Source organism: Shouchella rhizosphaerae, assembly GCF_900142675.1.
GTDB classification, from domain to species: domain Bacteria; phylum Bacillota; class Bacilli; order Bacillales; family Bacillaceae_D; genus Shouchella; species Shouchella rhizosphaerae.
Map to the genome: position 1 here is coordinate 523,073 of NZ_FRBS01000003.1, position 21,601 is coordinate 544,673.

Genomic DNA, 21,601 nt, shown 5'->3' on the forward strand with positions numbered 1-21,601 from the left:
CTTTCTAGATATGCCGGTCAATAATCAAACCAACCGATTTTAACATGGCTGCAACTAAGTCAAGTATTTTTTCAGGGGGTACTTCTCGGACAACTTCGTTTGTTTCTTCGTCAATGACTTGAACATAAATACGATCAAGCTCTTCATGAATATGAAAATTTAGAGACCGTTTTGCGACTTTGTTTAGTTGTTGTGACGTTTCATTTATAAAAGCGGCTGCTTTTGTTCCGTCGATCGGCGGCTGTTTCGTGTTTTGCTGCTGCAAAGCCTTAGGCTGCTGCCCTGCTGCCGGTAACGGTAAAAGTGCGACTGACAATTGAGCTTTCATATCTGCACCTCACTTGCAGTAGACCTATTTACTAAATTCCGTCTGGAATCTGCCATCTTCCTTCTACGTAGCTCAGTTTCTCGTTTGGCTAGGACGCATCCCCTTCTCGATTAAAGCGTCTTTTAGCAAAAGCAAGCCCACGTGTTAGGTGCTTGCTTTATTGGCATGGTTAATAAACGCTTGCAAAATTTCTGCTGATACCGGTTTTGCAGCGTGTTTATTTTCCTCCTGTATCGCTTCATATACTTCTCCACGGTGGACATCGACAGATTTGGGAGCCGAAATGCCAAGCTTTACTTGGTCGCCCTCGACAGCCAACACCTTGATTTCGATATCATCCATGATGCGGATCGCTTCGCCTGCCTTTCTTGACAAAACAAGCACGCTATCGCCCTCCTTTACCAGCCGTGTGAATGGGTGCCTTCAGAGAATACCGTTCTCCATCGAGCATTAGTTGCTTAGCAAAACGTTTTTTTGCATGAACAGCAATCGGAGCTCTTAAATTCGCAGTTGATTTGGAGAAAGGCTGCTGGATTGTAAGGAACACAAAAATAGCGACATCTTGTTCAGATTCTGCACTTAGCTGGCGCACAACAGAATCGGCCAGTTCCACTTCATAGTCCGGCCAAAACAAAAATGGGTTGATGCAAACAAAGCCAATCTCTTTCGTACGGACCGACTGAAGGATATAAAAAGGCGGCTGCTCATTAAACGGCAGTAAAATAAATTCTGTTTCTTCCGGAAATCCTGGAAGGCCGCCCTGAAAAACGATAATGTCTTCCTGCTTATATTTGACTGTGCCTAAATAACTGGTCTCAAGTTGCAAACGAACCCCACCTTACCGTAAAAAATCAAGGAGCGAAGGTTGAATAATTCGTGCAGTAACTGCAAGCGCTGCATTGTGGACGCCTTCGGCGACAAGAAGTTTCATAATCGCTTCAGAAACATCAAGATCTTCGTTCATTGATTTCGTTTCTTTTACAAAATATTCCTGTTGGCCAAGGCGGTCTTCCATGAGATCAACACGGTTCATCCTTGCACCGAGTTGGCCGTGAACATCTGCGGCATTGCGCAAATGGGCATCAATTTTACTAATAAATTCTCCAAGATCTTCAGCTGACGTTTCTGGATCAAGCAATGCTTGTTCAAACATAAAAAAGTCGCTGTAAAGCTCGTCTGAAAACAGCTTTCGCGCATCCGTATTGACTTGGATTTCAACGCCTTTTTGCAGTTCAAAAGAAACGTCTTTTTGATTTGTCGATATCCTCATAATCAACATGTCTTTTTCAGCGACTACGTCTCCAGTGCCCGTTTCGATGTTCTCCCCATTGAGGACAAGCGTATCTTCCCCGCCGCGGGCAACAAAATGGCCTGCATCGGCATCATAATCATAGATTTGACCACCATATGTAATTTTTACGTTATCAAGTTTTTCACCATTTAGTTTCGACGGTGATAATTCTTGGACTGGTGTGTTGTCTGTGTCACTGCCATTAAAAATATATTTGCCGTTGACATTTGAATTTGCTACTGTAATCAAATGGTTACGCAATTCTTCTAGTTCATGAGCGATGTTTTTGCGTTCTTCCTCGCCATACCCATCAGTAGAGCCAGTAATGGCAAGTTCTCGTACACGTTTTAAAATGCTGGATACTTCCTTTAAGGAGGTATCCCCTTGGTTTAGCCAACTTTGAGCTTCATTGACATTTCGCTTGTATTGTTCCATTTGTGCGAGTGATTGACGGTGCTGCATGCTTTTCGCTGCCACAACGGGGTCTTGGGAAAAGCGGGTAATTTTCTTTTGCGCACTTATTTGGTCATATAAAGTAGAAAGCCGTTGATAACTACTTTGGGAATAACGAAGCGAGTTCGTCATCATCATGCCTTGTGTTACACGCATATAAAACTCCTCCTTTTAACGCCCAACGACGCCTAATCGATTAATGATCTGGTCCAGCATTTCGTCCATCGCCGTCATTGTCCTAGCAGCAGCATTATAAGCATGCTGAAACTGGATCAATAGCGTCATTTCTTCATCAAGGGAAACACCGCTAATGGACATTCGATTTGATTCCGTATTGGCAAGGCGAGCGTTAGAGGCCTCTGTTTGATCACGCTGCGATTTTGTTTCCACTCCGAGCTTGCCCATCATATCCCGGTATTTGCCCATAATGGCAGCAGAATCCTCAAGACGGCTAATTTCTTTTGCGACATCGACATCTCCCTCAACGATCATTTTCCCACCAACAAAGTGGTCCGCCTCATTTAAAAATGCTAGCAAATCACGAAACGCCTCTTCATTGTCTTTGTCGTTTTCCCAAGCAGCCCATTTTTCCGCAAATTCGTCTTTGTATTCAGGTTTAATTCCTTCTTCATTAAATCTTGCTGTTGCCAATGCTTTTGGATTGTTGCTTAGTTCACTGTTGACACTGATGTGAGAGAACGCGCCTGCGTCATCGAGGTGAATAGTAAAGAATTCTTGCCCGAATCCACCCTGTTCAGAATAGGCAAACGCATAGATCTGGTTTACTTCTTTCGCGAATGTTTGGGCCAACGCTTTTATCTCTTCAAGTTCTTGACCGACTCGCTCATGGGCTTTTTGCAATCCGACCAACTCACCACCGCCAGCACCGTTATATGTAAACGGCTGATTGCTGTCACCGACAGTCCATTGCATTCCCTCTTGGAGCGTCAACAATTGCGGCGCTTCCTCCGTCGCATCGACTAACGTGATCGTTTCGCTTCCACCCAGTTTGAGCTCTACTTTATAAGGCCCTTCAGCGCCAGCTGCCGCATGTTCTTGAGGGTTAGGGGAACGGCTTACTTGAATGGGCACAAGGCTTGAAAGTTGGTCAAGCAATTTGTCTTGGGCATCATACAATTCATTCGGAACTTGTCCCGAGGATTCAGCAGCTCTGATGTCTTTGTTCGTTTCATGGAGTTGTTCAAGGATTTGGTTGACTTTCGCAGTCGTTAATTCTGCTTCCGTCTCCAACATGTTCATTTCCGTTTGAAAAGAGCGCTGCAAATGCGTGAACGCATCCGTGACAGCTTTCCCTTGTTCGAGCAAAACCGCTTGGCTTTCTTTCCCTGAAGCTAGTTCTTTCCAACCATTCCAAAAAGAATCGAATTGATCTGATAGCCTGCTTGTAGTCGTATCTGAAGGTGCTTCATTGTAAAGACCTTCCATACGTTCTAATATTTTATATTGAATGAAAGCTGCACCTTCAACATGTGCTTCAGCGCGGTATTGGCGGTCTAACAATTGGTCACGTATCCGTTCGATGCCTGTCACTTGTACCCCTGAACCAATTCTTCCATTCATAGCTGGCTGGGTCCAAACACCCGTTGCTGGATAGCCTCCTGTCGCTTGCAAATTGACACGTTGCCTTGTATAGCCAGGCGTTTTGGCATTGGCCACATTGTTTCCTACTGTTTGTATGGCAGTTTGATTTGTGTTGACTGCCCTACGCATCGTTTCCATTCCAAAAAATGTAGACATAACTTCTCCTTTACGCTTTTGAATCGAACACCGCTTTCGTTTTTCCTGTCGCCACAGCATCTTTTGTGTAAGTTGTAGCATCGCCCTTCGGCTGCATAACCTGCAACGTTCCTTGGACGAAAGCGATCGAATCCATCAATAGTTTTTGGTTTTGTTCATTCTCGGCTTTTAACTGTTGGACAACTTCTGTTAATTGCGTTTGCAAGACTCGGCACTCCTCGTCTTGTATGGCCATTTCAGACAATGTTTTTCCGTTTAACGCTTCAGCGAGCGCTTTTTCCAACAAACGACTTTTAGATATAAGCGAACTCTCTGTTCCCGTTAGCTGCGCCAGCTGCTCCACTTGATTTTGAATCAGCGCTTGCCGCTTTTTTTGTGCGCTTGCAAGCAGCTCTTTTTGGACATGTAACAAGTTTTCAAGCGATTTCTTTGCTGATTGTTCCATTATTTTCCGCCTTTTGTCCATGACCGTAAAATGGCTTCTGCCGTTTTTTCAGGGTCAAGTTCGTAGGTGCCGTTTTCGATTTGTGTTTTTAGCTCTTGAATTCGTTGTTCTTTAGCAGCTGCAATTTCCTCATTTAGCTTTCGAGCATCAGATGAGATTTCAACTTGGTCCTTTTTAGCTAGTTGATGCTCTTCCGGTGTCACCTTTGCCATTGTTGCTTTATAAACGGCGTGGGGAACCATCGATTGAGAAGAATTGATTTTCATGTTACCGCCACCTTTGCTACTCATTTTTTTTATGAAGCGTTTCTTGCAATCGATAAGAGGATCTTTGCTCCCCATCGATGCGCTTCGCTGGCTTTGATTGTTGTTCGCTATTTGCCAAATCCCGCTTCATTTCTTCTCTGCAGGAGTGGCAAATCCACGGTTCCTTCGTTCGTTGTTTGCATCGCTCGCATATATTATATAAATTCGGGAAATGGCGAAGCTGCAAGCGTCCTTTTCGGATGAGCGTCTGCACCATATCATAGCTTACCCCAGTCCCATCTACGACTTCTTGTTTTGTCGCAGACCGATTTTCCCGTTTCCGCAAAAACTGGTTCACTTTTTGAAAACAGCGCTCTTCCTCTTCATAGCAAGAGCGGCAAATCGAATGAATGTTCTTCACAAAAACTGCGCCGCATTTTTGACAATTTGCTAATTCAGCCATCTTCTTCCCCTACCTGAATCAATTTCATTTGTACTTGATTGCTACGATAATTTTAAAACCAGTTTAAGTCTATTTTAGCAAAGCTTGCACCGACTTTGCCTGCTTATTTCGCCCGTGCTACCGTTAATGAAGAAACGGACTTGGCGCCGTGTGCTAGCAAAATCGCGGCCGCTTGCCGTACAGTCGTGCCTGTAGTATATATATCGTCTACAACTAGAAAATCTTTACCGGCAATATCGCTTGTTTTACGGCTTAAAACGCAAAAAGGATTCTTTTTATAAGATTTGATTCGATTTTCACGGGTCTTTTTACTCTGTTTTGCTGCTGCTTGGTCGACCCGTGCTAATACAGATGATGCAGGGAGCCCACTTACCGTCAACAGCAATTCCGACTGATTAAAGCCCCTCTCTTGCAAACGGTCTGCACTGAGCGGTACATACGTTAATGAATGGCAACGAAACTCGCGGCGTATCGTTTGTTTTAGCTGACTGGCGAACATTTGCGCCAAAGCAGCATCCCCGCGATACTTGTAAGCCGACAGTAACTCTTTTAGAAAGGGATTATAATAGTAAAGAGAACAATTACGAACAAGCGGGTCATCTTCATGTTTCGCTCTCCATAACTTGCAATCCAAGCAACAATTTTGTTCGCTGCCTCCACACCATTTGCCGCATTTTCTACAACCGGATTTGACTGGTTCAAGCTTCCTTGCACAATTTCCACATAGGTGTTCTCGTTCGGCAACAACCAACCTCGCCAGCGACAACCTTTCCCAATAGGTGCTCCCGCATAGAAGACAATGGTTCACGCAAACGCCTCCTTATTCATTTGCTTAATGTGCTGAATGGCTTGTAACATCGCTTTCGTTCGTCCATAATGCCAAAAAACAATATCGCCTGAAGGAAAACGAGCCTTTCGTCCTACACGTCCACTAATTTGCGTTAAACAGGCAGCCGTAAAAATTCGGTCTTCTGACCCAAGTACAGCAACTTGGACATTTTCAACCGTAACGCCTCGTTCTAAAATCGTCGTAGTTAATAGCAAGTTGTGTTTTTTCTTACGAAAGGCGGCAATATCGGCATGCCTGTTAGCCGCTTCTGCATAAACAGCAGCATGGTCTATTTTTCTTTCTGCTAGCAATTCGGAAAAAGTTTGCAGTGTTTCGATAGAGGGGAGAAAAATCATTTTTGGGTACTGGTCATATTTCGTAAGCCACTTCGTAACAATCGCTGGAATGCGCTTGCGCTTAAGGGCAGAACGCCAGTTGCCGATCCACTCAGTCCGCGGAACAGGCAAGGGGTGGTTATGAAAACGTTTAGGAATTTTGGCGATCAGCAAGTCTTTCTTACGCAACAAAGAGGAAGAGGGTGTCGCACTTAACAAAATCGTAGTCGCGTTTGGCTTTTTTGCTTGCTGAACGGCGTATTGGAGGCTGGCATCGTAAGAATAGGGAAAGGCATCGACTTCATCGACAACTAACACATCAAATGTTTGATAATAACGCATGAGTTGGTGCGTTGTCGCTAAGACGAGCTGCGCTTGAATCGCTTGTTTGCGCCTGCCACCATAAAGCACGCTCGTTTCAATGCTTGGGAACGATTCTTTTAAACGCGGTTCTAGTTCTTTGATGACATCTGTTCGGGGAGCAGCAATGGCCACTCTTTTTCCTAAGCGAAAGCAGTCATCTAAAGCAGGATACAACAGTTCTGTTTTTCCAGCTCCGCAAACGGCCCATACAAGGGCGGTGCATGTTTCGGTTTCCACGGCATGTTTGAGAACGGCAGCTGCCTGTTGTTGAAGCGCTGACAATTGGCCGCTCCACACACAAGCATTTTCCTTTGCCGGATAAAAGAACTCGTCTTTGATCCAAGTAAACAAAGAATGACAACTAGCTACTTTCCCGATTTTCAAACAGTGGCGGCAATACATACAGTCACGTTGGCAAATGTGGCAAAAATGAGAGGAGAACAAATGGCTAGCGGTAGCGCCACAGCGGCGGCAGTGCCAGCCCGATGGCGATTGAAAGAGTGCGGGTTCAGAGGAGATATAGTGGTTTTTTAGGCAATAATCGATCCACTCACGATCAAAAGGAAGTTCTGACAGCAGCAGCCTTCTGCCGTTGAGGCATTGCCGAACGGCTTCGAGTTGCTTCCTTTCCAAACAATCCACTCCTTTATGGAGGAAGGGTGCCAGCTAATACCAGCTAACACCTAAGCTTCCACTTCCTAAATGGGTACCAATTACAGGTCCGAAATAACTGATTTGAATCGTAGTACTCGGATGTTGCTCGGCAATTTTTTCTTTTAATTGCATAGCCTTTGCGCGATTATTAGCATGAATAACCGATACTTCGTTCACGTTACCAGCAGCCAAATCATCAAACAACATATCAAGAATATGGTTAATCGCTTTTTTCTCCGTTCTTACTTTTGCATATGGGACAATGAGCCCCTCTTCCATATGAAGGATCGGTTTGATTTGCAGCATGCTGCCGATAAGCGCTTGAGCGCTGTTTAAGCGTCCACCCCGGCGCAAATGGTGCAAGTCATGAACAACAAAATACGCCCTAATTTGCGCTTTTATTTTTTCAAGCTCAGTAACGATGTTTTCTGGAGGTGTACCTTCTAAAGCCAATTTAGCAGCTGTTCGGGCAAGAAACCCTTGTGGGGCACAACTAATTTCTGAGTCAACGCCGTGGAGTGTAATGCCCTCGACCATTTCTCCAGCTGAGAGTGCGGTTTGGAACGTGCCGCTAATTTTGGTCGATAAGTGCACGGAAACGACATCCGTATATCCTTCCTCTTTAAGTTCCTGCAGCAGCTCCGTAAACATGCCAATCGCAGGCTGCGACGTTGTTGGCAGTGCTTCCTCGGTAGAAAGCTTTTCATAAAACGCAGCTGTCGACAGATCTATTTCTTCCCGGTAGTTCTTGCCGCTAAAAATGACCGAAAGAGGAATCGTGTAAATGCCGAGTTCTTCCAATGTTTGTTTATCCAAGTAAGCTGTCGAGTCTGTTAGAACAGCCGTTTTTCCCATTTTCATTCCTCACTTTTCCGGCGAGTCCATTTCTCCATCGTTCATTCTGAGGCAACGACTCACCATTCGCTGCCTCGGAACGACCATTTCCCGAGAAATAGTGTCCCTATTTAGCGAACGATGACATATCCTTTTTTTATGGACTCTACCACTGCTTGCGTTCGGTCATTCACGTTCATTTTTTGCAAAATGTTGCTAACATGGTTTTTCACTGTCTTCTCGCTTATGTAAAGCGACTCGCCGATTGCCCGGTTGTTTTGCCCATCCGTCATAAGCTGAAGCACTTCACACTCTCTCCTAGTTAAAATATGAAGCGGCTTCCTATACTCGACTTCACGGAACCCGATCGAGTCTTGGTATTGTTCATCTTGGCGAGCAAGGCGGCGGTATTCTTTAATTAAATTTGACGTCACTTTTGGATGAATATAAGCGCCGCCGGATGCCACTACTTTTACAGCTTCAACCAATGATTCCGCATCCATTTCTTTTAATAAGTAACCTGAGGCTCCTGTTCGTAATACATGGGAAACATAAGACTCATCATCATGAATTGAAAGAATAATTACTTTCACTTTTGGAAATGCCTTGATCAAGTCTTTTGTTGCTTCGACGCCATTCGTTTTTGGCATATTAATATCCATTAAAATGACATCTGGCTGATGTTGGCGAACCAAATCGATTACTTCCGATCCGTCTTCCCCATCTGCCACAACATTAAAATTTTCCTCCATTGATAAAATCCGTTTTACTCCTTCTTTAAACAATGGATGGTCGTCTATAATGACAATGCGAATTTCTTGTGTTTCTTGAGTAATCATTGTTTTCACCTCTCTACCAAACATACTATTATTTGTGATTTTTTAAAGCTGTAATCGACAATTTTTACAGCCGTATATGTTTCTTTAACCATCTTGCTTTTTTATGCGCAGAACTATCGTAATTAAATAGGAAGGATTGACGTTAATTAAGTAGAAACAGGAAGTTGAATCAAAATATTTGTTCCTTCTTGCGGTTTGGAATGAATCGTCATTTTGCCATTTAGCATGTTAACCCTTTCTTTCATGCCTATTAACCCAAACGAAGATTCCTTTCTTTCTGAAAGGTCAAATCCTTTGCCGTCATCTCTAATGACAAGCGTTACGTTTTTAGGTTTCAATTCAATCTTCACGATGATTTCAGTCGGTTCTGCATGCTTCGTCGCATTTTGCACCGCTTCCTGCACAAGGCGAAATAACGCAATTTCAAATTGTTGGGCAAGCCGCTTTTCAACGCCAAAGTGTTTAAAAGTGACTTTTAAGCCATGACGCTCTTCAATATTCTCCAAATACTTTCTCAATGTAGGGACTAGCCCTAAATCATCCAACGCCATCGGACGCAAATCATAAATGATTCTTCTTACCTCTGCCAATGAAGAACGAACCATACGGCGCAACCCGCGAATTTCTTTGAGTGCTTCCTCAATGCCCCGTTCCTGGTAAATCCGTTCAATCAATTCTGAATGAAGCATAACGTTTGCCATCATTTGAGCTGGCCCGTCATGGATTTCCCGGGAAAGACGGCGACGCTCTTCTTCCTGTGCCTCGATAATTTTTAAACCGAACGCTTGCTTTTCATTGGCGTCTTTAATGTATTCGCCGACTTGCTTTAGGTCACTTGATAAAAAGTCAAACACCACAGACATCTGTACAGAAAGCTGTTCAGCCCGATTGATCGTATCCTGAAGATTTTTTAAGCGGCGATCAATATCATCCCGCCTAATCCGCAATTGGATCTCTTCTTGTTGAAGCACGGCCAGCTGTACTTGGAAATCGCTGGCTTGTTCGTACGCTGTACGGACTTCCTCACTTGTGTACCGATTGAATTCTTTGCTTACTTTGGCTAACCGGTTTCGTGCGTGTTTTGTTTTTAACACGGTTTCGTCGACATCATTAATAACGTGTGTTAATTTAACTTTGACTTGATCTAATTCCTTTTTCAAGTATTCATACTCATTGCGGGAGCGTTCACCGATTTCAAAGATTTTTTCGCGACTCGTCCCAACTGAGTCAAGCGTTTGCGTAATTATATGATCAAGCATCGTTACGTCTGTCATGAATACTCCTCGCTTTTTCAATCACTTACGGAACTAGTCAAAAAACTGTAGCATGTGTAATGCCTTTATTTTTAATTCGCTTTCCGCTATCCTTATCTTACACGATTTTTGTCCTACCGTAAGACTATTCATAGCGAAACCTCTCCTCCTTTTTTAATAGGACCTGAGAATACCGATTATAGTAACAGACATGTGTTACACCGTCGTTTCGCGAATATGTAAAACTGTGAAAATAAACATCTTGTTAATGGAGGACCGTTATGCTGCCAAACTATTATACAGTCAAACAAGGGGGAGAACATGAAATCATTATCCAAAAATCACGCTTTATTGCCCATTTTAGCCGGGCTGAAACCGAAGAAAAAGCGATCGCTTTCATCGAAAGCATCAAAAAACAGCATTGGCAGGCAACGCATAACTGTTCGGCTTACTTGATCGGCGAACATAATTTAATCCAAAAAGCAAATGATGATGGAGAACCAAGCGGCACCGCTGGCGTTCCTATGCTTGAAGTACTAAAAAAGCGGAACCTTAAAGACACAGCGGTCGTTGTGACTAGGTATTTTGGCGGTATTAAGCTTGGCGCAGGCGGCCTGATCCGCGCCTATGGCGGTGCCGTTAGTGAAGGCTTAAATGCAGTTGGCATCGTCGAACGGACGCTCATGCGCCTCGTCCATACAACCATTGATTACACTTGGCTAGGGAAAATTGAAAACGAAATCCGCCAATCGCCTTATTTGTTGCAAGGAATCGACTACCTTGATAACGTTGTCATCCGGACATACGTCAAGGAAGCAGAAACTGAGACGTTCCAGCAATGGATGACGGAACAGACGAACGGACAGGCAAAATTTTCCGAAGGTGAACTCGTTTATTTAGAAAAGGATGTTGGCTAAAGCGTACTTGCTACCACACGCAACGCTTGGCCTATCCCCTTTTCTACCGTGTCCCCCGGCAACGATACTTCCTCAACCCCGACCATGTCATCCGTATAAGGAACATGGATAAAGCCTGCTGGTACAGCCGCCGTCTGCAAATGGTCCAAAACGCGGTACATCAGATCATTGCATACATACGTCCCGGCAGTATTGGAAATGGTTGCCGGACATCCATGACGATTTAATTCATTGACTATTTTACGAATAGGAAGCGTCGAAAAGTAAGCAGCAGGACCATCTTGCTTGATCGGTTGATCGGTCATCACAGCTCCTTCATTATCTGGCGGTCCATCCATCACATTAATAGCAATCCGCTCTGGTGTCACCTGTTTTCGACCTGCGCCCAGCCCAAGCATAACAATCGCATTAGGGCGGATCGCCGTTGCGTGTTCAATCAACAATTCCGCAGCTCGAGCAAACGAAACAGGCAGCACAATCCCTTTTATTAAGGTGCCGTCCATCTCGGTTCCATCCAACTTTTGTACAAGTGCTTCCGTTGGATTTTTTTGATGTGTTAAAAACGCTTCAAATCCAGAAACAAGGATTGTGTTCATTGCTATGTCCTCCATCACACATAAACATTCATTCAGACCGTAGACAAATACTCTTGCAAGCGTTTTCTACTAGTCTAACATTAGTTGTATTATTATATCATAACCGTGAACAGAGCAGTTACTTAAGGACAGTTGGGAAATCTCTTGAGGAATAGGCGCTATAGCTCGTTTCGAAAACCCATTCCACCTTTTTCTACGTTTAAAAAGTTGGGAAAATCCTCTTTTCTACATTTTAAGAGAACAAAAAAACTGTTGGCATAGTGAATGCGAGTTTCTCTTAATATAGATGCTAGTTGACTGACTTTCTTAGAGAATTGTTTTCCATTTACATTTAAAAAGCCTGCTACTTACCCGATAGACCGGGCCAAGTAACAGGCTACTGCATTCAGTGCTTTATAAACACTTTTTTCTCTAGTTTGCTGTTTCAGGTTCTTCAGCTGTTAAGCCGATTTGTGAGCGGTCATTGAAAAATTCAGATCCAGGAAGCTCAGAATAGTTAACGACTCGTTTGTTCACCGCATGCAATTCTGAACGGTAGAGCGTCGGAAACGCAGGGACTTCTTCAAGCATTAGTTCTTGCCATTCGTTATAAACTTCTTGGCGGTATTCCATGTCAAGCGCTGCTTCTGATGTCCCTTCTTTTAACAAGCGGTCGCTCTCTTCATTGGTCCAGCGAGTATAGTTAAAGGCGGCTGTGCTACCCCAAAGGCCATATGGATCGGCATCGGATCCTACGCCCCAAGCACCTTGATAAACATCAATGTCTTGGTCGGATGCTTTTAAGCGGTCATAGAACGTATTGAATTCTTGTAACCGTCCGTCTAAAAGTTGGACGTCAATGCCAATGTTTTTCCATTGGGTAATATAGTACTGAGCAAGTGGTTCAGCTGTATCGCCACCGCTCATAGACGCAAAGTTTAATTGCAACTTTTCCCCGTTTGGATCTTCACGGAGTCCATCACCATCAACATCTTCATAACCAGCGTCATCTAAAATTTGGTTTGCAAGCTCTACGTCGTATGCAAAACCTTCTAGCTCGTCGTTATGGAAAGTTGGGTGCGATGGCGGTATCAATGTCGTACCGGCCCATCTAAATCCATTGTAAAAACGTTCGCCAACTGCATTGTTGTCAACGGCATGAGCCATGGCTTTACGCAAGTTGACGTCAGACACTTGTTTGTCAGGATCCATAACGTTTTTATTTTCTTCTTCATCCCATGTACCCATTTGGAAACCAATATACGTATAAGCTAAGTCTATTTTCCCAATAAAATCAACGTTTGTTAATGATTCATAGTTGTCAGCGTATTGGTCTGTTTGGTATGTCGCAATGTCAACTTCGCCATTTTGCAATGCTTGGTTCAACACGTTTGGGTTTACAGTCTTGAGCACAACTTCATCGACATTTGGTTCACCACGCCAATAGTTCTCGTTTTTCTTCATCACAACATTTTCCCCAGGGGTAATGCTATCAATAACATATGGGCCAAAGAAAACGGGATTTTCACGGACTGCTGGAGAAGATTCCATATCCGCCACTTCAATGTCTTCAAAGATATGCTTAGGCATCGCGTATGTCCAGATCCCGCTTGCTAACAAAGACGGGCTTGCTTCCTTGAACGTAATTTTTAACGTTTTATCGTCAATGATTTCAAGTCCAGAAATCGAATCGGCTTCGCCTGCGCGGTATTCATCAAAACCTTCCACATTTGAAGCTTCTGTGAATCGAACCCCTGGATAGTCTGGATGGCCGAGCACTTCAAACGTAAATGCCCAGTCTTCCGCTTTTACAGGTTCGCCGTCTGACCAATTCACTTCATCGCGAATCGTAAATGTAAATGTCCTGCCGTCATCATCTATCTCAAACGTAGCCGCCCCTGTTTGCGTGTATTGGTAATCTTCGTCATAGTCTAATAGCGGTTCTTCAGTCCAATATAAAATGTCTCCATCAAACACACCTTGATAAAAGTTTCTGTTTAACGTTCCTTCAAACGGCGTGTCTGTCACTAAAGCAACATTCAGGGTGCCCCCGTCAATGATTTCTTCGCCATCTGCCCGTATTTCATGATTAAAATCTTCAATTGAAAAGATATCGCCTGCTTGTTCAGAACTTCCATTGCCATCGTTGTTGCTTGAAGAATTATTGCCTCCTTCTGAACTCGTGTCATCCCCACCACATGCAGCCAATAGTAGCAGAGAAGCAATTGCCACTGACTGAACCTTGCCAAAGCGTAAATATTTTTTCACTTTTTCTTCCTCCCTTTTTTAGCCTCTTCGTTGTTTGGCATCAGTCGCGCGTTTTAATGCTTGACCGACATTATTTATGCACAGCATCAACACAAAAATTAGTATTGCTGCCGGTACCCAGATCCATGGCCTTAACTCAAGTACCTGCGGATTTCTCGCATAAGCAACTAATGTACCTAAACTTGGTGTACTTTCGGGAAATCCAAATCCTAAAAACGAAAGCCCAGATTCCAAGCCAATATTTGCAGCTAAGTTTAATGTCATAGTGACAATGATCAAAGAACTTAAATTAGGAAGCACGTGGCCAAACATAATTTTCCAATGTGGGGTACCTAGTGTTTTAGCTGCCTGAACATAATCAAGAGAAGACTCTTGCAGTGCTTTTGCCCGAATTAACCTTGCAATTGAAACCCACAAGAAAGCAGACATGATTAAAGAGAAACTCCACACGTTATATGAAGGCACTAATGCAACAAAGACAATAATAATCATCAAGTTAGGCAACACCATGAAAAAGTCAACAATGCGCATTAACACATTGTCTGTTTGCCCGCCAAAATAGCCAGCAACTAGGCCACTCAGTATGCCAATGACACCGCTTATCAGTGTGACTAAAATACCGATCGCTAACGAGTTTCGCGTACCGATGATCAATTGACCAAATACATCGCGCCCCCCATAATCGGTACCTAACCAAAATTGAGAAGATGGTGGTTCATAAATAGCAAATAAATCAACTTTTACAATTTCAGATTGATCAAGCACAAGGGATATACCAAACACAGCCAAAGCGACAATCATAACTAGAAAGAATGAAATGAGCGCGATTTTGTCGCGAACAATTTCTTTCCATAAAATACGCATTCCAGACGGCGTTTTCTTTTGATGGGTACTTACTAATGGTGTATTTTCCATTTGCTTAACTCCTCTCATCCATCACTTAATACGGATTCTTGGATCAATTATGCTCATTATGATGTCTGATAACAGGGCACCAAGGATCATGATGACACCGAACAATAGGACTAATGCGGTTACAACACTGTAATCACGTATTAAGATCGACTGAAAGAAGAGTTGGCCTATCCCTGGGTAGTTAAAAATCGCTTCAATAAAAATGGAACCTGTTACTAAGCTAGAAACTTCAAAACCAATTAACGCGGCTACTGGAAGCAATGAATTTCTGAAAATATGTTTATTGTATATTCTCGACTCATAGACCCCTTTAGATCGGGCTAGTTTTATAAAGTCTTTTTGTTTCGTATCAATAATCTCACTCCGAAGGTATTGAACAGTAGAAACAGTGCCAATTAAAGCAATAGACAATGCCGGTAACAATAAGTGTTGGAACTTACTAACCACATACTCCCACGTACCTGGCTCCAATCCAGGTGCCACGCTTCCGCCAGTCGGAAACCACTGTAGCTTGAAGCCGAAGAAGAATACCATTACTAGACCAAAAATAAACGTGGGTGCTGCAAAACCTACATATGTGTAACCAGTAATGGTTTTATCAAGTAATGTATCGTTATATCGACCGCTTAGAATGCCTAACGGAACCGCAATCGCATAGATGAATACTAGAGAAAGAAATGCTAGCCAAATCGTATTCCACATTCTTTGATCAATTAATTCAGTAACTGGTATTTTATGAGAAAAAGATTTTCCTAAGTCTCCTTGCACCGCATTTACAATCCAATCTTTATATTGGATGTACCAAGGATTATCAAGACCAAGCTTTTCCCTTTGAGCCTGCATCGCCTCTGGTGTAATATCCGGATCGTTAATTAACCCCGTTAACGCATCACCTGGCATAAATTGAGCCATTATAAAGACGAGTATACTTAGCACAAAAATTTGCGGGATGGAGACAAGTATTCTTCGAACAATAAATTTCCACATAATTATTCACCCTTCCCAGGAAGCGCGACTAAATGGGTTTTCGATATTGCTTGCAAATCAAAGACTTTGCCTTCCTTTGTAAAAAAGTGTGTTGTCCCTTTTTCGTATTGTTCTTTCACTTTTTGTCGCATTTCCGCCGTTTTATTCCGATTTTCGGGATTAATGTCCGGTATTGCCGATATTAAACGTTTCGTATAAATATGTTGAGGGTTTTCAAAAATATCCTCCCTCGTACCCTCCTCTACAAAACGCCCTCGATACATAATTCCGATTCGGTCACAAAAATGGCGGACAATTCCTAAATCATGGCTAATAAACAAATAGGTTAAATTTAACTCTTTTTGGATATCAGCCATAAAATTCAACACTTGGGCTTGAACCGAAACATCTAACGCCGAAACAGGCTCGTCCGCTATAACTAATTTAGGCTTCAACGCAATCGCTCTAGCTATCCCGATTCGCTGCCGTTGGCCACCAGAAAACTCGTGAGGATATTTAACGATACTTTCACGACTTAATCCCACTTTTTCCAGCAACTCTTCGACGTTTTTTTGCTCCTCAGCTTTTGTCATTTTTCGAAAATTCCGCAACGGTTCTGCAATAATGTCTAATACTCGCTTTTTAGGGTTCAGAGAAGAATATGGATCTTGAAAAATCATTTGAATATCTTTACGGAAATCTAATTTTGCTTTTCTTCCTAATGTAATATCGTGCCCATTAAAAATGACCTTTCCTGAAGTAATATCATTTAAGCCGATGATAGCTCGCCCCGACGTTGTTTTTCCTGACCCCGATTCTCCAACAAGCCCATACGTTTTTCCCGATTCAAGTTCAAACGAAATCCCATCTACCGCTTTTACATGGCCTACAGTCCGTTTTAGTATCCCCGCTTTCACAGGAAAGTGAACTTTTAAATCCTTAACTTCCAATAACGCCATCTCTTGCTGCCTCCTCACTGCTATTTGGAAACTCGAAATGTTTATAGCAAGAGCACCGAACAAAATGTCCAGGCTTCACTTCTTGAAGAACTGGGTCTTCATCATGGGCGCTCTCAGCGAGCCAAGGAATCCGATCCTTAAATCTGCACCCTTGCCGAGGAAGTTTATCTAGCGAAGGGACAATCCCCTGTATGACATGCAGTTTCGTTTTCACTTCGTTTACCGAAGGATTTGATTGCAATAAAGAACGTGTATAAGGATGAAGCGGGTTTTTAAATAGTTCAACCACTGGCGCAAGTTCTACAATTTGACCTGCATACATAACAGCCACTCGATCTGCCATCTCTGCGACAACACCTAAATCGTGTGTAATCAAAATAATGCCACTATTGGTTTCGCTTTTTAACTTCTTCAATAAGTCTAATATTTGTGATTGTATGGTGACATCTAGCGCAGTTGTTGGTTCATCTGCTATCAAAAATTCGGGATCGCATGAAATCGCTATAGCAATGACGACTCTTTGCCTCATTCCTCCTGAAAGCTCATGTGGATATTGATTATACGTTACTTCAGGATTAGGAATGCCCACTTGTTGTAAAAGGTCCAAAACTTTTTTTCTTCGATTTGGTTTATTTAACTTTGTATGTAGTTCTAACGATTCATCAATTTGATTGCCGATAGTCATGAGAGGGTTTAAGGCTGTTAAAGGGTCTTGAAAAATCATCCCCATTTCTTTTCCTCTCAATTTATTAAGCTTTCTTTCAGGCAAATTAGTTATATTATTGTCCTTGTAATTTATTTCGCCTTCAATTTTTGTGTTTAGCTTGTCATGCAGACCGACAATCGAAAACGCCAAAGCGCTTTTCCCTGAACCCGACTCGCCGACAATGGCTAAAATTTCATTTTTGTTGACATCGAGTGAAACATTGTCAACAGCTGCATAATATTGATCGTTTATTCGAAAAGAAGTCGTTAGATGTTCAATTCTAAGTAGCTTTTTGTCTTCTGCCATATCGCTCACCTCACTGTGTTTCATTTTCGATTGAGTTACGACAATAGATAAGAAATTGAATCTTTGTACTGTTTTAGTTGGATGCTGACATCAATTCCTTCAATTCCGTTTTCTGGCGTGAGCTCTGTATTGACAAAATGGACAAGCGCTTCATTATTTTCAAAATACGCTTGCAGGATTAAATCATGATAGCCCGAATAAGATGCAATATAAATCACTTGAGGAAACGTCTTTAGCCATTGTCCTATTTCATGTTGTTTTCCCAACTGCGAATGAATGCCGATAAACGCTTTTACGGAATAGCCGACCTTTACAGGATTAATGCGAATCATAAAATCAAATACGCCGTCTTTTCGCATTTTTGTGGCCCTTTTTCGGACTGTCCCCTCGCTGACACCAAGCTTGCGGGCGATTTGGCTGTACGTACACTTGCCATCTTGTTGGAAATATTCTAGAATCAAGAAATCGAGTTTATCTAGCTTTCCCATATCATCACTCACTTATTTTCCCAATTGGATTTGCCCAACTGCGGTACGAAATTAGCAGAAAAAAGCGAAATCTGATACTAATTTCGTAAAAATTATAGTACTAGTATAAAAGAATTATTTTCAGAAATCAATAATAAGTTTCAAAAAAAACCTTTTCTCGTGAAATAAGCAGTAAAATTATCAAAAACAACGGGATAATTGTGTAAAATCCGTTTGTTTATTGCGATTAAACTCTCTTTATTAATTCGTTTAACTGTTACATTGTTATCAGTGCTATTTATACTAGAATATTAAAACAATTGTCTAGTCTTCATCCGCCATTTGAACGATTTTTCCCAACTTCTAATGCCTATTTTCTATTTATTGGTTGTTTTCATCCTGACAACCATTCTATACTATGAACGCAAGTCCTTTCCTTTCAAAGAACATTGTAAGAAGATATAACACGATTTTTCACGGTTCATCCTCTATCTTTTATCCGAAATTATGATATAATTTGATTTTGAAATGCGCACTTTGTCGATTTATGCTATGGTTCCCACTTTATTGGAACCTACTTATACTGAAATGAGGGATTGACGTATGGTTGAAGATTCAAGAAAACGTCGCCGAAAAAAAAGACGGACAAAATTTATTTTAAAGACAACTTTAATTGCAGCCATTGTCGCCTTGCTCGCATTAGGCAGTGGCGTTTGGTATATTATTAACCATTTAAGCGATACAGCGGCCGGGTCTTACCAAGGCTTGGACCGAGGCAATAAATCTGAGAGGCGGATTGAGCCAGTGGATGTTGGTAAGGACAATTTTTCGATGCTGCTTTTAGGAAGTGACTACCGTGAAGGCGATGGCGCCGAACGAACGGACTCCGTCATGGTAGCAACTTTTAACAAAAGCGAGAGATCGATTATCCTAACGAGCATTCCACGTGACACTTATGTCGAAATTGTCGGCTATCGAGGCGGCGGCTTTAAAGATAAAATCACACATGCCCACGCATTTGGTGGTATTGACATGGCGATTGACACCGTTGAGGAACTGCTAGATATACCGATTGACCATTACGCACTCATCCGTTTTGACGGTCTTGTAGATGTTGTCGATGCTTTAGGCGGCATTGACCTTGAACTCACATACGACATTGACTTTGAAGAAAAAAGCCGCGGTGTTAATTTTGAATTTCGTAAAGGGCCAGCCCATTTAAACGGCGAGCAAGCACTCGCTTATGCACGTGAGCGAAAATCCGCAGCTGGCGGCGGCGATAAAGGCCGTGGCATCCGCCAGCAACAAGTCGTTGAAGCCATCATTGATAAAGCTGCTTCTTTTTCTAGCATCACACGCTTTGATGATATCTTTCAAGCCGTTGGTGACAACTTGCAAATGGACTTAACGTTCCCAAATATTATCTCACTCCATGGTTATGCTTCGTCTCTTAACGGCATTGAAACAATGCAATTAGAGACTACTGGTACTCGTCGCCCTGATATTTATGGCAATAGCATCTGGTATGAGGATATTCATGAAGACAGCTTGCTCGAAATCCAGCAAACTCTTAAACAACACCTTGAACTGACGGACCCGGGTTCAGCTAACTTTATAGACCCGACCAGTCCCGAAAGTGAATCGTTAACTGATACAAACAGTCCATCTGGCACAACAAGCCCAACCGAATAACTGTAAAAAACGTCCGTCTTTTTTCCCGAAGATGGACGTTTTTTTTGCATGGCGTTGTATTATCCGACAAAATTTGAGAAAATATGTTGAACCTATTAATTTATGAAACAGGTGAATCGATACTAATATAGAAGGCAATTTTTTGGAGGTGTTCCCTATTCAAAAGAAACTTATGCTTGCTGGCAGTTCGGCGTCTATTGTTGCTTTAGTCGCATCGGCGCTTCCACTGCAATCTGCTTATGCAAGCTCCATTACTGTAAAAGAAACCCATTACAATTCGTCGTTTGATGCAGTTGTAGATCGGCAAATGGGCCTCTCCGCCCGACCGCAGACCGATAAAAATGGCAGATGGGAAAATGCAAGCCGCTCTGACGTGGCTTATTATATGAACGCGAATAACTTTAAACAAGGAACCTCTTCCTATCTGCAATTTCTCAATTTGTCTTCCAGTGCTGGACTAAGCGCCGGAACAATTAACAGCCAACTCCTTTCAGATAAGGGAATCTTACAAGGTCAAGGACAGGCATTTATTAATGCAAGCAAGCTTTACGGAGTAAATGAAATCTACTTAATTTCACACGCACTATTAGAAACGGGCAATGGCAAATCCCAGCTAGCTACTGGCGTGCAAGTTAATGGCAAAACGGTCTACAACATGTATGGCATTGGTGCTTATGATGGGAACGCAGTCAGTGCAGGTGCCCAATATGCATACAACCAAGGCTGGTTTACACCAGAAGACGCCATCATTGGTGGGGCACGGTTTGTCTCTAGCAACTACTTTGCCCGCGGCCAAAATACGCTTTATAAAATGCGTTGGAACCCAGCTAACCCTGGTACATATCAATATGCAACAGATGTAGGCTGGGCTGTCAAGCAAACCCATCATATGTCCAACCTATACAGCCTTGTAGACGACTATGAAATGACATTTGACGTTCCAGTATACAAAAACCAGCCAACAGGAGACGCTGGAAACGATAAATTGGAGCAACTCCCAACTGGGACATTTGGGACAACGACTGCCCGCTTAAATGTGCGGACTGGTCCAGGTACAAGCCACTCCATTGTGACAACTTTGGATAAAGATACAAAAGTTGAGCTGTTAGCAAAACAAGGAAATTGGTATCAAATCGCCGTTGACAATACAACTGGTTTTGTTTCTGGGGATTATTTGAAACTTGACAAGCCAAGTGAAGACAACGTCGAAGATTCTGACCAAGAGCTGATTTCTTACGGTGAAACAACAGCAAGGCTTAATTTGCGCAGCCAACCAAATACGTCTAGCAACGTTCTCACAACTCTTGCATTAGGACAAAAGCTTGAAATACTCAAAAAAGAAGGAAACTGGTACCGCGTCCGCGCTGGCCACCAATCTGGTTGGGTATCAGCTGATTATGTCAAAATTTCAAGCAATGGAGTGGACAAAGAATCTCCTTCCCTCGGCTCTGCCACAACTACTGCACGCCTTAACTTGCGTTCTGGGGCAGGCACTAACCATAGCATTATCACTACTCTTACCAAAGGACAAAAAGTCGAATTGCTCAAAAAGCAAGGTGGTTGGTACCAAGTTAAAGCGGGCAACCGTACTGGATGGGTTTCTGCTGATTACTTAAATGTCAACGGCTCTGGCAATGTGGACAACGCTCCTTCTAGCGGTTCTGCCACAACCACTGCGCGCCTTAACTTGCGTTCTGGGGCAGGCACTAACCATAGCATTATCACTACCCTTGCTAAAGG

Annotated in this window: 23 protein-coding genes; 3 read left to right on the forward strand and 20 right to left on the reverse strand. The window is 42.8% G+C overall.

Going from position 1 to position 21,601, the window contains the following annotated elements:
* Positions 1 to 4: 4 nt before the first annotated feature.
* From BUC05_RS11685 to BUC05_RS11745, 13 genes are all read right to left on the reverse strand, one after another.
* On the reverse strand, positions 5 to 328 hold the full coding sequence (locus BUC05_RS11685; RefSeq protein WP_011247917.1) for a flagellar protein FlaG: 324 nt from the start codon (positions 326 to 328) through the stop codon (positions 5 to 7).
* 144 nt (positions 329 to 472) lie between these two features.
* Positions 473 to 712, reverse strand: a complete 240-nt coding sequence (gene csrA / locus BUC05_RS11690) for a carbon storage regulator CsrA (protein ID WP_011247918.1) — start codon at positions 710 to 712, stop codon at positions 473 to 475.
* A 1-nt stretch (position 713) separates the two neighbouring features.
* Positions 714 to 1,154, reverse strand: coding sequence for a flagellar assembly protein FliW (gene fliW / locus BUC05_RS11695; protein ID WP_011247919.1), 441 nt, complete (start codon positions 1,152 to 1,154; stop codon positions 714 to 716).
* Between the two features lie 12 nt (positions 1,155 to 1,166).
* Positions 1,167 to 2,228 (reverse strand): flagellar hook-associated protein FlgL, encoded by a 1,062-nt coding sequence (gene flgL, locus BUC05_RS11700; RefSeq protein WP_011247920.1) that lies wholly within the window; start codon positions 2,226 to 2,228, stop codon positions 1,167 to 1,169.
* Positions 2,229 to 2,243: 15 nt separating this feature from the next.
* Entirely contained in the window at positions 2,244 to 3,830 is a 1,587-nt protein-coding gene (flgK, locus tag BUC05_RS11705) for a flagellar hook-associated protein FlgK (RefSeq protein ID WP_011247921.1), read from the reverse strand.
* Between the two features lie 10 nt (positions 3,831 to 3,840).
* On the reverse strand, positions 3,841 to 4,275 hold the full coding sequence (locus BUC05_RS11710) for a flagellar protein FlgN (protein WP_011247922.1): 435 nt from the start codon (positions 4,273 to 4,275) through the stop codon (positions 3,841 to 3,843).
* Complete coding sequence (flgM, locus tag BUC05_RS11715) at positions 4,275 to 4,541, reverse strand: flagellar biosynthesis anti-sigma factor FlgM (RefSeq protein WP_011247923.1); 267 nt, start codon at positions 4,539 to 4,541, stop codon at positions 4,275 to 4,277. The genes BUC05_RS11710 and flgM overlap by 1 nt, the downstream gene beginning before the upstream one ends.
* Before the next feature lie 16 nt (positions 4,542 to 4,557).
* Positions 4,558 to 4,983: a TIGR03826 family flagellar region protein gene (locus BUC05_RS11720; protein WP_011247924.1), complete on the reverse strand. Its 426-nt coding sequence runs from the start codon at positions 4,981 to 4,983 to the stop codon at positions 4,558 to 4,560.
* Between the two features lie 103 nt (positions 4,984 to 5,086).
* Positions 5,087 to 5,791 carry a ComF family protein gene (locus BUC05_RS11725; RefSeq protein WP_035202780.1) on the reverse strand — a complete coding sequence of 235 codons (705 nt, stop codon included), beginning with the start codon at positions 5,789 to 5,791 and terminating at the stop codon, positions 5,087 to 5,089.
* Positions 5,788 to 7,143, reverse strand: a complete 1,356-nt coding sequence (locus BUC05_RS11730) for an ATP-dependent helicase ComFA (RefSeq protein ID WP_142237546.1) — start codon at positions 7,141 to 7,143, stop codon at positions 5,788 to 5,790. The genes BUC05_RS11725 and BUC05_RS11730 overlap by 4 nt, the downstream gene beginning before the upstream one ends.
* Positions 7,144 to 7,176: 33 nt before the next feature.
* Positions 7,177 to 8,019 carry a DegV family protein gene (locus tag BUC05_RS11735; RefSeq protein WP_035202782.1) on the reverse strand — a complete coding sequence of 281 codons (843 nt, stop codon included), beginning with the start codon at positions 8,017 to 8,019 and terminating at the stop codon, positions 7,177 to 7,179.
* 110 nt (positions 8,020 to 8,129) lie between these two features.
* Positions 8,130 to 8,837: a response regulator transcription factor gene (locus tag BUC05_RS11740; RefSeq protein ID WP_011247928.1), complete on the reverse strand. Its 708-nt coding sequence runs from the start codon at positions 8,835 to 8,837 to the stop codon at positions 8,130 to 8,132.
* A gap of 146 nt (positions 8,838 to 8,983) precedes the next feature.
* Positions 8,984 to 10,111 (reverse strand): sensor histidine kinase, encoded by a 1,128-nt coding sequence (locus BUC05_RS11745; protein WP_011247929.1) that lies wholly within the window; start codon positions 10,109 to 10,111, stop codon positions 8,984 to 8,986.
* Positions 10,112 to 10,371: 260 nt separating this feature from the next.
* Between BUC05_RS11745 and BUC05_RS11750 the strand changes: the two genes are divergently transcribed.
* Positions 10,372 to 11,007: a YigZ family protein gene (locus tag BUC05_RS11750; RefSeq protein ID WP_035202784.1), complete on the forward strand. Its 636-nt coding sequence runs from the start codon at positions 10,372 to 10,374 to the stop codon at positions 11,005 to 11,007.
* On the opposite strand, the gene BUC05_RS11755 is transcribed toward BUC05_RS11750, so the two are convergent.
* The 7 genes from BUC05_RS11755 to BUC05_RS11785 form a co-directional block, all read right to left on the reverse strand.
* Positions 11,004 to 11,603, reverse strand: a complete 600-nt coding sequence (locus tag BUC05_RS11755) for a pyroglutamyl-peptidase I (protein ID WP_035202785.1) — start codon at positions 11,601 to 11,603, stop codon at positions 11,004 to 11,006. The two genes, BUC05_RS11750 and BUC05_RS11755, sit on opposite strands and share 4 nt — an antisense overlap.
* 411 nt (positions 11,604 to 12,014) lie before the next feature.
* A complete protein-coding gene (gene opp4A / locus BUC05_RS11760; protein WP_011247932.1) occupies positions 12,015 to 13,850 on the reverse strand; it encodes an oligopeptide ABC transporter substrate-binding protein in 1,836 nt (611 codons plus the stop codon).
* An 18-nt stretch (positions 13,851 to 13,868) separates the two neighbouring features.
* On the reverse strand, positions 13,869 to 14,765 hold the full coding sequence (locus BUC05_RS11765) for an ABC transporter permease (RefSeq protein WP_011247933.1): 897 nt from the start codon (positions 14,763 to 14,765) through the stop codon (positions 13,869 to 13,871).
* A 21-nt stretch (positions 14,766 to 14,786) separates the two neighbouring features.
* On the reverse strand, positions 14,787 to 15,752 hold the full coding sequence (opp4B, locus tag BUC05_RS11770; RefSeq protein ID WP_011247934.1) for an oligopeptide ABC transporter permease: 966 nt from the start codon (positions 15,750 to 15,752) through the stop codon (positions 14,787 to 14,789).
* Positions 15,753 to 15,754: 2 nt separating this feature from the next.
* Positions 15,755 to 16,690: an ABC transporter ATP-binding protein gene (locus tag BUC05_RS11775; protein ID WP_011247935.1), complete on the reverse strand. Its 936-nt coding sequence runs from the start codon at positions 16,688 to 16,690 to the stop codon at positions 15,755 to 15,757.
* Positions 16,671 to 17,702 (reverse strand): ABC transporter ATP-binding protein, encoded by a 1,032-nt coding sequence (locus BUC05_RS11780; protein ID WP_011247936.1) that lies wholly within the window; start codon positions 17,700 to 17,702, stop codon positions 16,671 to 16,673. Before BUC05_RS11780 ends, BUC05_RS11775 begins: the two co-directional genes overlap by 20 nt.
* A gap of 35 nt (positions 17,703 to 17,737) precedes the next feature.
* Positions 17,738 to 18,190 carry an Lrp/AsnC family transcriptional regulator gene (locus BUC05_RS11785; RefSeq protein WP_011247937.1) on the reverse strand — a complete coding sequence of 151 codons (453 nt, stop codon included), beginning with the start codon at positions 18,188 to 18,190 and terminating at the stop codon, positions 17,738 to 17,740.
* 582 nt (positions 18,191 to 18,772) lie between these two features.
* Between BUC05_RS11785 and BUC05_RS11790 the strand changes: the two genes are divergently transcribed.
* Positions 18,773 to 19,861: an LCP family glycopolymer transferase gene (locus tag BUC05_RS11790; RefSeq protein ID WP_011247938.1), complete on the forward strand. Its 1,089-nt coding sequence runs from the start codon at positions 18,773 to 18,775 to the stop codon at positions 19,859 to 19,861.
* Between the two features lie 148 nt (positions 19,862 to 20,009).
* A partial coding sequence (locus tag BUC05_RS11795; protein ID WP_244153299.1) for an SH3 domain-containing protein occupies positions 20,010 to 21,601 on the forward strand: 1,592 nt, incomplete at its 3' end.